The sequence below is a fragment of the Corallococcus sp. BB11-1 genome, assembly GCF_026626625.1.
GTDB lineage: Bacteria > Myxococcota > Myxococcia > Myxococcales > Myxococcaceae > Corallococcus > Corallococcus soli.
This window is the reverse complement of the sequence record NZ_JAPNJY010000031.1, coordinates 228,211-242,715: the sequence shown is the minus strand read 5'-3', so window position 1 is coordinate 242,715 and position 14,505 is coordinate 228,211. Positions and strand designations below refer to the sequence as shown.

Genomic DNA, 14,505 nt, shown 5'->3' with positions numbered 1-14,505 from the left:
CGCGCATCTTCCCGCGAAAGGAGCCCCGCCCCGAGCGGGGATTCAACTACGCATGCGTCAAGCCCTCACCGCTGCGCTCCTCCTCATGAGCGCCCCCGCCCTCGCACAGGAGCTGAAGCCCCTCGCCATGGCCCCTTCACAAAAGCAGCCGGACCTCTTCCTGCGCCAGTACGCGGAGACGCGTCGCTTCCAGAGCGGCCGTCCCACCGGCGTGCGCATCACCCCGGATGAGCAGTCCGTCCTCTTCCTGCGCACCTCGCCTACGTCCAACGTGCAGGTGCTCTACGCGTTCGACGTGGCCACCGGGCAGGCGCGCGAGCTGCTCACGCCGGAGGCCCTGCTCAAGGGCGCCGAGGAGACGCTGACGCCCGAGGAGAAGGCCCGCCGCGAGCGCATGCGCGTGAGCGCCCGGGGCTTCACCTCCTACAACCTGTCGGAGGACGGCACGCGCCTGCTCGTGCCGCTGTCCGGCCGGCTCTACGTGGTGGACCGGGCCACGGGCAAGTCGACGGAGGTGAAGACGGGCCCTGGCGTCATCGATCCGCGCCTGTCGCCGGACGGCAAGCAGGTGGCGTACGTGCGCGGGCACGACGTGTACCGGGTGGACCTGGGCACCAACCAGGAGAAGCGCGTCACGAAGGGCGGCACGGCGGAGAAGACGCACGGCCTGGCGGAGTTCGTCGCGCAGGAGGAGATGAGCCGCTTCTCCGGGTACTGGTGGAGCCCGGACGCGAAGTCCATCGCGTACACGGAGTCGGACACGTCGGAGGTGGAGAAGCTCACCATCGTGGACGTGATGCACCCGGAGAAGGGCGGGGAGGTGTTCCCGTACCCGCGTCCCGGCAAGCCGAACGCGAAGGTGCGTCTGGGCATCACGCCCGTGACGGGCGGCAAGACGGTGTGGGCGCAGTGGGACGCGCAGAAGTACCCGTACCTGGCGACGGTGAAGTGGGAGAAGGGCGGGCCGCTGACGCTGCTGGTGCAGAACCGGCTCCAGACGGAGGAGCAGGTGCTGACGGTGGACCCCGCCACCGGCAAGACGCGTGTGCTGCTCACGGAGAAGGACGCCGCGTGGGTGGAGCTGAACCAGGACTTCCCGCTGTGGCTGGAGGATGGCTCCGGCTTCCTCTGGTACACCGAGCGCAACGGCGGCCCGGAAGTGGAGCTGCGCAAGGCGAACGGCGAGCTGGAGCGCTCCGTGGTGAAGCCGGACGCGGGCTTCCGGGGCCTCTCGCGCTTCGTGCAGTCGGACAAGACGCTCTACTTCTCCGGCGACCCGAACCCCACGGAGAGCCACCTGTGGCGCGTGAAGGACGGCGGCGCCCCGGTGAAGGTGGCCACCGGAAACACCGGACCGGGCCTGGAGATGGGCATGGTCTCCAAGAACGGCGGCCTGTTCGTCCTCAGCACCCAGGGCCCCAAGGCCATGCCGCGCACGCTGGTGATGAAGGGTGACGGCAAGAAGCTGGGCGAGCTGCCGGAGGTGGCGGAGGAGCCGCCCTTCACGCCGAACTTCGAGGTGCGCCAGGTGGGCGCGAAGAAGTTCTGGACCTCGCTGGTGAAGCCGCGCGACTTCAAGCCCGGCACGAAGCTGCCCGTCATCGTGGAGGTCTACGCGGGCCCCACCACCACCGTGGTGCACCAGTCCATGGCCGCGCACCTGCTCAGCCAGTGGATGGCCGACAAGGGCTTCCTCGTCGTGAAGGTGGACGGGCGCGGCACGCCGCTGCGCACCGCCGAGTGGAACCGCGTGGTGAAGCACGACTTCGCGACCGTCACCCTGGATGATCAGATTGAAGCGGTGCAGGCGCTGGCGAAGCAGGTGCCGGAGATGGACCTTCAGCGCGTGGGCATCACCGGCTGGAGCTTCGGCGGGTACATGGCCGCGCTGGCCGCGCTGAAGCGCCCGGACTTCTTCAAGGCCGCCGTGTCCGGCGCCCCGGTGGTGGACTGGCGTGACTACGACACGCACTACACCGAGCGCTACCTGGGCCTGCCGGAGGAGACGCCCCAGGCCTACGAGGTCAGCAGCCTGCTGACGTACGCGAAGAAGGACGCCCCCATCAGCGCGCTGCTGCTCCTGCACGGCACCGCCGACGACAACGTCTACTTCTTCCACACGCTGAAGCTGTCGGACGCGCTCTTCCGCGCGGGCAAGCCGCACCAGCTGCTGCCCCTGAGCGGCCTGACGCACATGGTGCCGGATCCGCTCGTCACGGAGCGCCAGTACGAGCGCGTGATGGCGCACTTCCAGCAGAACCTGAAGTAGCCAAGGCCAGACACAGCCTCCGAAAAGGGAGAGGCCCGGATCCCCTGCCGTGGGGTTCCGGGCCTCTTCAGTTCAACCAGTCCGTGAGGAATGGCTGAGGACGACGCGTCACTTCACGCCGCGCGGACGTTCTGCGCCTGCAGGCCCTTGGGGCCCTTGGTGACTTCGAACTCCACCTTCTGGCCTTCGGCCAGCGTGCGGAACCCATCCATGTTGATGGCGGTGTGGTGGCAGAACACGTCCTCGCCGCCGCCGTCCTGGGTGATGAAGCCGAAGCCCTTCGCGTCGTTGAACCACTTCACGGTGCCAGTTGCCATTGCGCTTCCTTGCGTTTGCAGAGCAGCCGTGGGGAAGGCCGCCCGTTCTGCCCGACGACCGGGGAGACGGACCTATTTGTAGTGAAAGGGCCGACTGGAAGTCCAGCCGGCCCACGGGGAATGCCTGTCTTCCCACCCCGCACAACCATGTGCGGAGGAGTGGGTCAGATGTCGAGCAGCAGGCGCTCCGGGTCCTCGATGCACTCCTTCACGCGCACCAGGAACTGCACCGCTTCGCGGCCGTCCACCAGGCGGTGGTCGTACGTGAGGGCGATGTACATGATGGGCCGGATGACCACCTGGCCGTCGCGCGCCACCGGGCGGTCCACGATGTTGTGCATGCCCAGGATGCCCGTCTGCGGCGGGTTCAGGATGGGCGTGGACAGCATGGAGCCGAAGATGCCGCCGTTGGTGATGGTGAACGTGCCGCCCTGGAGGTCCGTCAGGGTCAGCTTGTCGTTGCGAGCGCGGCCGCCGTAGTCGCCGACGGTCTTCTCCAGCTCCGCGAGCGACAGCTTGTTCGCGTCGCGCACCACCGGCACCACCAGACCGCGGCTGCCGCTGACGGCCACGCCGATGTCGTAGTAGTGCTTGAAGATGACGTCCTCGCCGTCGATCTCCGCGTTGATCTGCGGGAACGCCTTGAGGGCCTCCACCGACGCGCGGATGAAGAAGCTCATGAACCCGAGCTTCACGCCGTGCTTCGCCTGGAACTTCTCGTTGTACTTCTTGCGAAGCGCCATCACCTCGCCCATGTCCACCTCGTTGAAGGTGGTGAGCAGGGCGGCGTTGGACTGGGCCTGGAGCAGGCGCTCCGCGACGCGCTTGCGCAGCGGCGTCATGCGCACGCGCTCCTCGCGCGCGGCGTTGGGACGCGGCCCGGACGGCGCGGCCGGAGGCGGCGGGGCGGAGGGCGCCTGGGTGGGGGCGGCCGGGCGGTTGAGCTGCCCCAGCACGTCCTCCTTCACGATGCGCCCACCGGTGCCGGAGCCCTTGAGCTGGCCCACGTCCACCTGATTCTCCTCCGCCATCTTCCTGGCGGTGGGGGTGATGCGCGCGTCACCAGCGGCGGCGGCCTGCACCGGCGCGGCGGCCTGGGCGGGCGCGGGCGTGGCGGCGGCCTGGGCGGGAGACGCGGCGGCGGCACCGGCACCGCCAGCCTCGATGGTGCCCAGCACCTCGCCCACGCGGACCTTGTCGCCCTCCTTGAAGGCAATGGACGCGATGCTGCCGGCGGCGGGAGACGGCACGTCGATGGTGACCTTGTCGGTCTCCAGCACGACGAGCGGCTCGTCCGCGGCGACCGTGTCGCCCTGCTTCTTGTTCCACTTGCCGACGACGGCCTCGGTGATGGACTCACCGAGGGGCGGGACTTTCAGTTCAACGGCCATTCTGGGTTCCTCGGAGGATGGCTTCTTCGATGATGAGCTGCTGCTCGTAGTCGTGCGTCTTGGGGAAGCCGGTGGCGGGGCTCGCGGCCTCGGCACGGCCGATGTAACCCAACTTCAACGGGTGCTGCTGCGCACGGCCGGAGACCAGGTCGTGCAGGCGCGGGAACATGAAGTGCCAGCCACCCGCGTTGCGAGGCTCCTCCTGCACCCAGTACAGCTCCTGCAACTGGGGCAGCTTCGCCACCAGGTTCGACAGCTCGTCGTGCGGGAACGGGTAGAGCTGCTCCAGCCGCACGATGGCGATGGTGTCGTCCTTGCGCTCGTCCCGGGCCTTGGCCAGATCGTAGTAGACCTTGCCGCTGCACAGCAGCAGCCGCTTCACCTTCGCCGGGTCCGCCTTCGCATCCAGGATGACCTCCTGGAACGTGCCCGTCGCCAGGTCGTCCATGCGGCTCATGGCCTCCGGGCGGCGCAGCAGGCTCTTGGGCGACATGATGACCAGCGGCTTGCGCACCGGGCGCAGCACCTGGCGGCGCAGCAGGTGGAAGATCTGCGCGGGCGTGGTGGGGTAGCAGACCTGGAGGTTGTCCTCCGCGCACAGGTCCAGGAAGCGCTCCAGGCGCGCGCTGGAGTGCTCCGGGCCCTGGCCTTCGTAGCCGTGCGGCAGGAGCAGCGTGATGCCGCTCAGCCGGCGCCACTTGCTCTCCGCCGCCGCGATGAACTGGTCGATGATGATCTGCGCGCCGTTGGCGAAGTCACCGAACTGGCCCTCCCAGATGGTGAGGCCGTCCGGCACGTCCAGGCTGTAGCCGTAGTCGAAGCCCAGCACGCCCATCTCCGACAGGGGGCTGTTGTAGACGTTGAACGCCGCCTTGCCGGTGGCGAACTGCCGCAGGGGGGTGAACTCCGCGCCCGTCTGCACGTCGTGCAGCACCGCGTGGCGGTGGCTGAAGGTGCCGCGCTCGCTGTCCTGGCCGGACAGGCGGATGATGTAGCCCTCCGACAGCAGCGTGGCGTAGGCCAGCGCCTCGCCCTCGCTCCACTGCAACTCCTCCGTCTCCAGCATGCCCTGGCGCTTCTTGAGGACGGTGCGCTCCACGTCGCGGTGCACCTGGAAGCCCTCCGGCGCGGTGGCCAGCTTCTGGAGCGCGTCGCGCAGCGTCGCCTTCTCCACCGCGGTGGGGACCTGGGGCGCGTTCTTCATCAGGCCGCCCTTGTAGGGCTTCCACAGGCCCTCCAGCGCGTTGGGCTCCTTGAACTGGCTCTCCTGACGGGCGCGGGTGAGCGCCGCGTCGAAGTCCTGGTAGCAGCGCTGCTTGAGCGCGTCGGACTCCTCCGCGGAGATGCGGTTCTGCTCCGCCAGCGCCTTCGCGTACAGCGCGCGCACCGGCGGGTGCTTGCGGATGATGTCGTACATCGACGGCTGGGTGAAGGACGGGTCGTCGCCCTCGTTGTGGCCGTAGCGGCGGTAGCAGATGAGGTCGATGACCACGTCGCTCTTGAAGGTCTGGCGGTACTCCGCCGCGAGCCTCGCCACGTGGACGCACGCCTCCGGGTCATCCCCGTTCACGTGGAACACCGGGATGTCCAACATCTGCGCGATGGCGGTGGCGTAGATGCTGGAGCGCGAGTCCGACGGGTCGGTGGTGAAGCCGACCTGGTTGTTGATGACGACGTGGACCGTGCCGCCCGTCGTGTAGCCCTTGAGGCCCGCGAAGTTGAGCGTCTCCGCGACGACGCCCTGCCCGATGAAGGCCGCGTCGCCGTGGATGAGCAGGGGCACCACGCCCGTGCGGTCCGCGTCGCCGCCCCGGTCCTGCTTGGCGCGCACGCGGCCCTCCACCACGGGGCCCACGCACTCCAGGTGGCTGGGGTTGAAGGCCAGCGACAGGTGCACGTTCCGGCCCGAGCGCGTGGCGTGGTCCGACGAGAAGCCCATGTGGTACTTCACGTCACCCCGGCCCAGGTACGCCTTGGGGTCCTTGGGGCCGTCGAACTCGCTGAAGATCTGATCCGGCTTCTTGCCCAGGATGTTCGTCAGCACGTTGAGGCGGCCGCGGTGGGCCATGCCGATGACCAGCTCCTTGAGCCCCATGGCGGCGCCGACTTCCAGCAGGGCGTCCAGCATGGGGATGAGGGCCTCGCCGCCGTCCAGGCTGAAGCGCTTGGCGCCCACGTACTTGGTGTGCAGGAAGTGCTCGAAGCCCTCCGCGTACGACAGCTTGGTGAGGATGTGCCGCTGGTCCTCCACGGAGAACGGCGTGCGGTTGTCGCTGTGCTCCATGCGCTGCATGAGCCAGCGGCGACGCTCGCTGTCGAGCATCTGCATGAACTCCACGCCGATGTGGCCGGAGTACGTGCGGCGCAGCCGCGTCACCAGGTCCGACAGGCGCACGCGCTGCTGCGGGAAGACGTTGTTGCACTCCACCGCCTGCTCCAGCTCCTTCGCGGTGAAGTGGTTCTCGTCCATCAGCGCCACGTCCGCGACGTGCCCCAGGGGCGGGCGCGGGCGCTCGAGCGGGTCCAGCGTCGCGCGCAGGTGACCGCGAAGCCGGAAGGCGGTGATGGCCTGGTCCACCTTCGACTGCAACCCGATGTCCTGCGCGGGCGCGACGGGGGCCGCGGGCGCGGCGGCGACGGGGGCCTGCGCGGCTCCGTTCGCCTTGCCGTTGCCCTTGCCCTTGCCCTCGGGGACGACGGGCGCGGGGGCCTCCAGCTGCTTCGCGTTGAAGATGGGGCGGCCCGCGCCGTTGTTGCGCTCGAAGACTTCGCGCCAACTCGGGTCCACGCTGCCCGGGTCATCAAGGAAGCGCGCGTAGAGCCCCTCGATGAAGTCGATGTTGGCACCAGAGAGGAAGCTGTCCTGGAAATTCGCCATGGCGGGGGTCTTTTACTGGAAGGGCGCCGCGTTGGGGGGTTTTCGCCTCAGCTTTGTTGAACCCCGCCGCGTCCGGCTGCCCCTCCTCCACCATGGGGAGCAGATGGAGTCATGCCCTGCGTGAGCGCAGCTTCACCGAGGGCCGGATTCCCGCCGCTGCGTGGGGCTCAAAAGAAGGCTGGGGGCGTCCGGCATGCTGAACGGACGTACATCCGGCCCACCCGGTTGGGGGCCCCCTCCGGCGTCGGGAAGGGAATCGGGGGCCGGTGCCCCAGAAGGGGGCGAAGGAGTGCTAAGCACGCGCCCCCCTTCCTCTTCTCTTGCGAGAACGTACCGACATGCTCCTCCAGGGCAAGAAGCTGCTCATCACCGGCGTGCTCACCCCGCAGTCGCTGGCCTTCGGCATCGCCGAACACGCGCTGGCGCAGGGTGCGGAGATCATCCTCACCGGCTTTGGCCGGGCGAAGTCGCTGACGGAGCGCAGCGCGAAGCGGCTCAAGCCCGGCACGGAGGTGCTGGAGCTGGACGTCACCAACCCGGAGCACTTCCCGGCCCTGACGGAGACGCTGCGCCAGAAGTGGGGCCGCGTGGACGGCGTGCTGCACGCCATCGCGTACGCGCCCGAGGACGCGCTGGGCGGCAACTTCCTCAACACCCCCTGGGAGAGCGTGCAGACCGCGTTCCGCATCTCCGCCTTCTCCGTGAAGGAGCTGGCCATGGCGTGCGCGCCGCTGATGCCGCCGGGCAGCGCCATCGTCGCGCTGGACTTCGACAACCGGCAGGCGTGGCCCATCTACGACTGGATGGGGGTGTGCAAGGCGGCCATGGAGGCCACGGTGCGCTACCTGGCGCGCGACCTGGGCCCCAAGGGCATCCGCGTCAACGCGCTGGCGGCGGGTCCCCTGGCCACCATCGCGGCCAAGGGCATCCCGGGCTTCAAGTCCCTGGCGCAGTACTGGGGCAAGCAGGCGCCGCTGGGCTGGAGCGACAAGGACAGCCACGACCACGTCGCCAGGACGGCGTGCGCCATGCTGTCCGACTGGATGCCCTCCACCACGGGCGAAATGGTCCACGTCGACGGCGGTTATCACTCCGTGGGCGCGCCCCCGGTGGACACGGTGGAAGGAGCGGAAGGGGTCCTGGCGACCCCCACGCCCAAGGAGGGATGAAGCCTCCCAACCTTTCCGGAAAGAGCAGACATTTGCCTGCCCTGCTTCCCGGCGGTCGGGGGCCCCCCGCTTCCGAACATCGGAGCGCTCACGGTAGGATCACCCATGCAGCGCAGACCTCTCCGCACTTCGCGGAGCCTGTGCGAGGAGCCGTGGCACAGTGAGTACCAACGTCTTGCTGGTGGACGACAGCCCGACCGTCCGCAACATCCTCAAGATCTACCTGATGAACCTCAAGGTCAGCATCGTGGAGGCGGAGGACGCGGCGCGCGCGCTCCAGCTGCTGCGGCTGGTGCCGGTGAGCGTGGTGATCGCCGACATCAACATGCCGAACATGGACGGCATCACCTTCGTGAAGGAGGTGCGCGCCAGCGCCCAGGCCCAGGTGAAGAGCGTGCCGGTCATCCTGCTGACGGCGGAGAAGGGCGAGGACCTGCGCCAGCGCGGCACGGAGGCGGGCGCCAACGCGTTCATCCAGAAACCCGTTTCGCACGACGAGCTGACCAAGACGGTGCGTCAGTTCCTGAACAGGGTGTGACGCCGTGAGCCTGCCGTCCCTGCTGCTGGTCGACGACAGCGACGCCATCCTGGCGCTGGAGCGGGCCATCCTCTCCGGGCACTACACCATCCACACGGCCAGCAACGGGCGTGAGGCGCTGGAGAAGGTGGGCCGGCTGCGGCCGGCGGCGGTGCTGCTGGACCTGTCCATGCCGGAGATGGACGGCGACGAGGTGCTCCAGCGGATGAAGGCGGATGTCGCGACGACGGACATCCCGGTCATCATCATCTCGTCGGAGAAGCAGCGCGCGGAGGCGTGCCTGGGACTGGGCGCGGAGGCGTTCCTGCCCAAGCCCTTCCGCGCGGACGAGCTGCTCAACCGCGTGGGCGAGGCGCTGGAGGCCGCGCGGCGCCGCTCGCGCTCCGGCGCGATGCTGGTGCTGCGGCTGTCGGTGGGCGAGCGCGAGTTCGCCGTGCCGCTGGACTCCGTGAAGGAGGTCCTCCTGCAGCCGGCGACGCGGCCGCTGCCCACGGGCCCATCCTACCTGCGCGAGTACGTGGAGCTGCGCGGCCATGCGGTGTGCGTGCTGGACGTGGCGCTGCGGCTGGGCGTGAAGCACCAGGTGGCCATCGCGGAGCGGATGCTGGTGGTCATCGAGGCCGAAGGGGTGTCGCTGGCCCTCACCGTGGACACGGTGAAGGATCCGGAGGAGTTCCAGGCGACCGACATCGACCGGCGCGAGAAGGTGGGCGGCGCCGAGCACGGCCTGCTGCAAGAGGGGCTTCTGGGCATGCTGCGCACCGGTGGTCGCGCGCTGCCCATCCTGGATCCGAAGGTGTTCATCGCGCGGGGACTCCTGCGCGACCTGCCCGCGCTGCTCGCGCCGGTGGAGGAAGATCGGAGCGCATGAGTGCAGGGCTCGACCCCCGGCTGCTGGCCCGAGCCCGGGAAGTGGTGGCGGACACCACCGGCTTTCGTGATGACGCCATCGCCCAGGATGCGGTGGAACGCGTGCTGCGCGCGGAGCTGGCCCGGGGCCGGGTGCCCACGGAGGTCCTGAGCGAGCTGCAGCAACTGGGCTCGCCCCTGGCCTACACGCTGGTGCGCGCGGTGCTGGTGGGGGAGACGTACTTCTTCCGCCAGCCGGAGCACTTCCGCTTCATCGCTTCGGAAGGGGTGCCGTCCGCGCTGCGCCACGGCGCGCTGCACCTGCGCGGCTGGAGCGCGGGGTGCGCCACCGGCGAGGAGGCCTATTCGCTGGCCGCGTGCCTGCTGGCGTGCGCGCCCCCCGGGATGCCGGTGGAGGTGGTGGGCACGGACCTGCATGAGGCCAGCCTGGAGGCCGCCCGGCGCGGCACCTACGGCGCGTGGTCCCGCCGCGAGTCCGCGCCCGCGCTGCACACCGTCTACGAGCCCCACGGCGAGCGCCAGGTGTCCATCATCCCGGAGGTGCGCAAGGTCACCCGCTTCGCGCCGGCCAACCTGCTGGCGCCGCTGCCGGAGCGCTTCGGCCTGTTCGACTTCATCCTCTGCCGCAACGTGCTCACGTACTTCTCGCCGTCCGCGCGCGACGCGGCCATCGGGCACCTGACGCGCAGCCTGACGCCGGGGGGCCTGCTGTTCCTGGGCACGGTGGAGGTGGACCGCGTGCCGCCGGGGCTGACGCGCGAGGGGCCGCCGGAGCTGCAGGCCTTCCGCAAGCCGCGCCCGGAAGAGCGCTCCTTCGCGCCGCTGCCCCCGCCGCAGCCGCTCGTCACCTCGCGGGTCACCCCGCCGCCGCGCCGGCTGTCCGCGCCGCTGCCGCCCCCGCCCGCGCAGCCGCCGTCCCCCCCGCCGCCCCCCGCGCGGCTGCACCTGCAGGCCCTGGAGCGCATTGAAGAAGGCAACGTGTCCGGAGCGACCGCCGTGCTGGAGCTGCTCGTGAAGCAGGCCCCGGACTACCTGCCGGGCCTGCTGGAGCTGGCGCTCCTGCGCGAGCGCGCGGGGGCCCGGGACGCGGCCTTCCCGCTGATGCGCGCCCTGCGCTCGCGGGCGGGCCAGCTGCCCCCGGACGAGCTGGTGGATGGACCGGAGGCGCTGCCTGCGCGCTTCTACCTGGCGTCCGCTGACGCCTACCTGAATCTGGGGGCGCTGGAATGAAGGGGACGCCGCGGTTGATGGACGAGGCCCTGGAGGAGGAGACGCGCGACCTGCTCGCGCGCCGGGCCGCGCGCCTGCGTGAGCAGGGCGAGTCGTCCGTCGAGGAGGCGGTCCACTGGATCGCCGAGTTCCCCCTGGGCGAGGAGCGCTACGCGCTGCCCCTGGAGTTGCTGCGGGCCGCGCTGCCCCTGCGCATGGTGACGCCCGTGCCGCTGTCGGAGCCCGCCGTCATCGGCGTGCTGCGCTTCCAGGGCCAGGTGCTGTCCGCGCTGAGCCTGGCGTCGCTGCTGGGCGGCCACGGGTGGCGGCAGGACCCCGCCGTGCTGCTGGTGGTGGACCGGGGCGATGGGGAGCTGTGCGCGCTGGACTGCGAAGCCATCCCGCGCCCCACCACGCTGCCGCTCGCGGCGGTGGAGGCCGCGCGGGTGCGGGCGGAGGGGCCGGTGATGGAGGTCTTCACCCAGGACCGGCAGCTCATCCACCTCATCGACCCGAAGCGCCTGTTCTCCGTGCCGGACACGGGGGTGCGCCATGGCCGTTGACCCGATGCTGCAGCCGCTGGTGGCGGGCTTCGCCATCGAGGCGCAGGAGGTCATCCAGAAGGTCACCATGGACCTGCTGGAGCTGGAGCGCGAGGGCCTGGAGAACGACGCGCTCGCGAAGATCTACACCCGGCTGGGCCGCCACCTGCACACGCTGAAGGGCAGCGCCTCCTCGCTGGGCCTCCAGGACCTGGGCGACATCGCCCACCGGCTGGAGGACGCGCTGGCGCCGCTCAAGGCGACCACGCAGAAGATGCCGCGCCCGGTGGTGGACATCCTGCTGCACGGGCTGGACCTGTTCATGCTGCGCGCGCAGGCGCACGCGGATGGCCGGGGAGAGCTGCTGCCGGACCCCGCCGCCGCGCTGGCCCAGCTGGTCGCGGCCGCGCCGCCGCCGGAGGCCGCCGCCGCGCTGCCCGGGGGGGCCTTCGCGCAGGCGGTGCCCCCGCCGCCGCCGACGGACGCTGGCGTGCAGGGCCTGTCTCAGGGCGCCCCGGGCGTGCCGCCGTCGCCGGAGCCGCAGGGCGAGTCGGCGGACGCCGGGTGGCGCGTGAGCGCGCGGCAGGTGACGTCGCTGATGCGCGAGGTGGAGCGCCTGCGCGAGGTGCGCCTGCGGGTGGAGGAGCGCAGCCGGGAGCTGGAGCGGGTGTCCACGCTGCTGGCCAAGCAGGGCCTGCTGGCGGAGACGGCGGAGGCGCGCACGCTCCTGTCCGGCACGGGCCGCTCGCTGCGCACCGACGGCGAGGAGACGAGCGACATCGTGGACGCGCTGGAGGAGGGCCTCAAGGCCATCACCACGCGGCCCACGCGCACCATCCTGGAGCCCCTGCAGCGCATGGTGCGGGACCTGTCGCGCCAACTGGGCAAGGAGGCGCGGCTGTCGGTGGTGGGCGCGGAGGTGTCGTTGGACAGGCGCCTGCTGGAGAAGCTCCAGGGCGCGCTCGTGCACCTCCTGCGCAACGCCGTGGACCACGGGCTGGAGATGCCCGCCGAGCGCGAGAAGGCCGGCAAGCACCACGAGGGCGCGCTCACGCTGCGCGTGGAGCAGCAGGGCAACCTGCTGTACCTGGAGGCCTCCGACGACGGGCGCGGCATCGACCTGCAGGCGGTGCGGCGGGTGGCGGAGAAGCGCGGGCTGGTGACGGCGGAGGAGGTGGCGCGCTTCAACGACAACCAGGTGCGCGACCTCATCTTCAGCGAGGGCTTCAGCACCCGCTCGGACGTGACGGACACCTCCGGGCGCGGCGTGGGCCTGGACGCGGTGCGCGCCACGGTGGAGGCACTCCAGGGCCGCATCGAGGTGGCCAGCACGCGCGGGCAGGGCACGCGCTTCGTGCTCACGCTGCCGGTGGACCTGGGCAGCTCCCCGGTGCTGATGGTGCGCGCGCTGGAGCAGTTCGTGGGCCTGCCCATGCTCGCGGTGGAGTCCACGCAGCTGGCGCGCGCGGACTCGCTGCGGCTGGGCAAGCGCCGGGCGCACCTGGAGCACCTGGGGCAGCTCCTGCCGGTGGTGGACCTGGGCGCGCGGCTGGGCCTGCGCGCGTCGGCGCCCCCGGCGGAGGGCCAGCCCATGCTCATCGTCCAGAGCGGCGGCAAGCGCGTGGCGCTGGTGGTGGACGCGGTGGTGGGGGACCGGGACCTGGTCATCCGCCCGCTGCCCTCGGAGGTGCGCGACGTGCCGGCCTGGCAGGGCGCGGCGACGCTCAGCCGAGGCGAGCTGCTGCTCATCCTCCGTCCGGACTGGGTGGTGTCGGATTCGGAGAAGGTGACGGTGTCGGCGGGCAGCCGGCGGGCGCTGGTGGTGGACGACTCGCTCACCGCGCGGGCGCTGCACCGGGCCAGCCTGGAGGCCGGCGGCTTCCAGGTGCACCTGGCGGCCAGCGGCCCCCGGGCCCTGGAGCGGCTGGCCGCGGACACCTACGACGTCGTCATCTGCGACCTGGACATGGAAGAGATGGACGGCACCGAGCTCATCGCGCGGCTGCGTGAGAAGAAGGAGACGCGCACGCTGCCGGTCATCCTGGTCTCCGCGCACGACAGCCCGTCCGCGCGCGAGCGGGGGCTGGAGTCCGGCGCGGACGGCTTCTTGAGCAAGCGCGAATGCGCCGCGGGCCGCCTGCTCGCCGAAGTGCTGGACGTGATGAGCCGCCGCGGGAGCCGCGCTTGAGCATGAAGAAGATCCGCGTGCTCGTGGTGGACGACTCGCCCACCATGGCCAGCACGCTCACCGCCCTCCTCACGGAGGAGCCTCGCATCGAGGTCGTGGGCCGGGCGGCGGACGGCAACCGCGCCGTGCAGCTCGCGCGCCTGCTGCGTCCGGACGTCATCACCATGGACCTGCTGCTGCCCGGCCTGGACGGCCCGGCGGCCATCGGCCACATCATGTCCCAGGCGCCCGCGCGCATCCTGGTCGTGAGCGCCGTGGCGGAGCAGCGGGGCGTGGACCTGGGCTTCCAGGCCATGAGCGCCGGGGCGCTGGAGCTCATCGGCAAGCCCAACGTCACCAACGCGGACGAGCTGCGCAAGTGGGGCCGGGAGCTGGCCCACTCGGTGTGCCTGATGGCGGAGGTGCCCGTCATCTCCCGCCGCCCGCGCGCCGCGCCGCCCCTGCCCATGCCCACCGGGGCGCGGGTGGACGTCTTCGGCCTGGTGGCCTCCACCGGCGGGCCCCCGGCGCTGGCGGAGGTGCTCTCCAAGCTGCCCAAGGACCTGCCGGTGCCGGTGCTCATCGCCCAGCACATCACCGTGGGCTTCACGCAGGGCATGGTGCGCTGGCTGTCGCAGGTGTGCCCGCTCCACGTCACCATGGCGCGCGACGGCGAGCGGCTGGAGCCGGGCCGGGTGTACTTCCCCCTGGACGGGCACGACCTGCTGGTGGACAGCGCGGGGCTGGCCCGCCTGCAGCGCACCCAGGGCGGGCCGTGCCCCAACGGGGACGTGCTCCTGAATTCGCTGGCGGCGGCGTACGGCCGGCGCTGTGGCGGCGGCGTCCTCACCGGCATGGGCGAGGACGGCGCGCGCGGCCTGCTGGCCATCCGCACCGCGGGGGGCGTCACCTTCGCGCAGGACGAGGCGTCGAGCGTCGTCTACGGCATGCCGCGCGCCGCGCTGGAGCTGAAGGCCACCGACGGGGGGGTGCCCCTGTCCGCGGTGGCGGACCTCATCCTACAAAGTTGTCAGCGCCCCACGTTCCGCCCTTCCCGCCCGCCGGAGGGTGGCTCACGATGAGCCCTCCGCGCCGTCCGGGTCCTCCGCCAAGAATCCGTGCGGCCGTGCGTTGTCCCCGTCGGCGGATGGCCGA

General features: G+C 71.0%; 11 protein-coding genes. 8 read left to right on the top strand and 3 right to left on the bottom strand.

The annotated features are described in order from the left end of the window. Window positions 1–52: 52 nt before the first annotated feature. Entirely contained in the window at window positions 53–2,269 is a 2,217-nt protein-coding gene (locus tag OV207_RS27060; protein ID WP_267557962.1) for a S9 family peptidase, read from the top strand. A gap of 113 nt (window positions 2,270–2,382) precedes the next feature. Here the strand turns inward: OV207_RS27060 and OV207_RS27055 are convergent, their stop codons facing one another. The 3 genes from OV207_RS27055 to OV207_RS27045 form a co-directional block, all read right to left on the bottom strand. Next, window positions 2,383–2,586: a cold-shock protein gene (locus OV207_RS27055; RefSeq protein WP_014397260.1), complete on the bottom strand. Its 204-nt coding sequence runs from the start codon at window positions 2,584–2,586 to the stop codon at window positions 2,383–2,385. 164 nt (window positions 2,587–2,750) lie between these two features. After that, the gene (odhB, locus tag OV207_RS27050) at window positions 2,751–3,977 is read right to left on the bottom strand and encodes a 2-oxoglutarate dehydrogenase complex dihydrolipoyllysine-residue succinyltransferase (protein ID WP_267557959.1); all 1,227 of its coding nucleotides are present in this window, start codon (window positions 3,975–3,977) and stop codon (window positions 2,751–2,753) included. Next, a complete protein-coding gene (locus tag OV207_RS27045; RefSeq protein ID WP_267557958.1) occupies window positions 3,967–6,855 on the bottom strand; it encodes a 2-oxoglutarate dehydrogenase E1 component in 2,889 nt (962 codons plus the stop codon). The genes odhB and OV207_RS27045 overlap by 11 nt, the downstream gene beginning before the upstream one ends. A 338-nt stretch (window positions 6,856–7,193) precedes the next feature. Between OV207_RS27045 and fabI the strand changes: the two genes are divergently transcribed. The 7 genes from fabI (at window position 7,194) to OV207_RS27010 (ending at window position 14,432) form a co-directional block, all read left to right on the top strand. Continuing rightward, complete coding sequence (gene fabI / locus OV207_RS27040; protein WP_193349002.1) at window positions 7,194–8,024, top strand: enoyl-ACP reductase FabI; 831 nt, start codon at window positions 7,194–7,196, stop codon at window positions 8,022–8,024. Window positions 8,025–8,184: 160 nt separating this feature from the next. Next, window positions 8,185–8,562: a response regulator gene (locus OV207_RS27035; protein ID WP_120537792.1), complete on the top strand. Its 378-nt coding sequence runs from the start codon at window positions 8,185–8,187 to the stop codon at window positions 8,560–8,562. A gap of 4 nt (window positions 8,563–8,566) precedes the next feature. Continuing rightward, on the top strand, window positions 8,567–9,433 hold the full coding sequence (locus OV207_RS27030) for a response regulator (RefSeq protein WP_267557956.1): 867 nt from the start codon (window positions 8,567–8,569) through the stop codon (window positions 9,431–9,433). Next, window positions 9,430–10,662: a CheR family methyltransferase gene (locus OV207_RS27025; protein WP_267557955.1), complete on the top strand. Its 1,233-nt coding sequence runs from the start codon at window positions 9,430–9,432 to the stop codon at window positions 10,660–10,662. The genes OV207_RS27030 and OV207_RS27025 overlap by 4 nt, the downstream gene beginning before the upstream one ends. Beyond that, window positions 10,659–11,204, top strand: a complete 546-nt coding sequence (locus tag OV207_RS27020) for a chemotaxis protein CheW (protein WP_267557954.1) — start codon at window positions 10,659–10,661, stop codon at window positions 11,202–11,204. Before OV207_RS27025 ends, OV207_RS27020 begins: the two co-directional genes overlap by 4 nt. Beyond that, window positions 11,194–13,371 (top strand): hybrid sensor histidine kinase/response regulator, encoded by a 2,178-nt coding sequence (locus OV207_RS27015; protein ID WP_267557953.1) that lies wholly within the window; start codon window positions 11,194–11,196, stop codon window positions 13,369–13,371. Before OV207_RS27020 ends, OV207_RS27015 begins: the two co-directional genes overlap by 11 nt. Before the next feature lie 2 nt (window positions 13,372–13,373). Then, window positions 13,374–14,432, top strand: a complete 1,059-nt coding sequence (locus OV207_RS27010) for a chemotaxis protein CheB (protein WP_415835169.1) — start codon at window positions 13,374–13,376, stop codon at window positions 14,430–14,432. Window positions 14,433–14,505 lie beyond the last annotated feature (73 nt).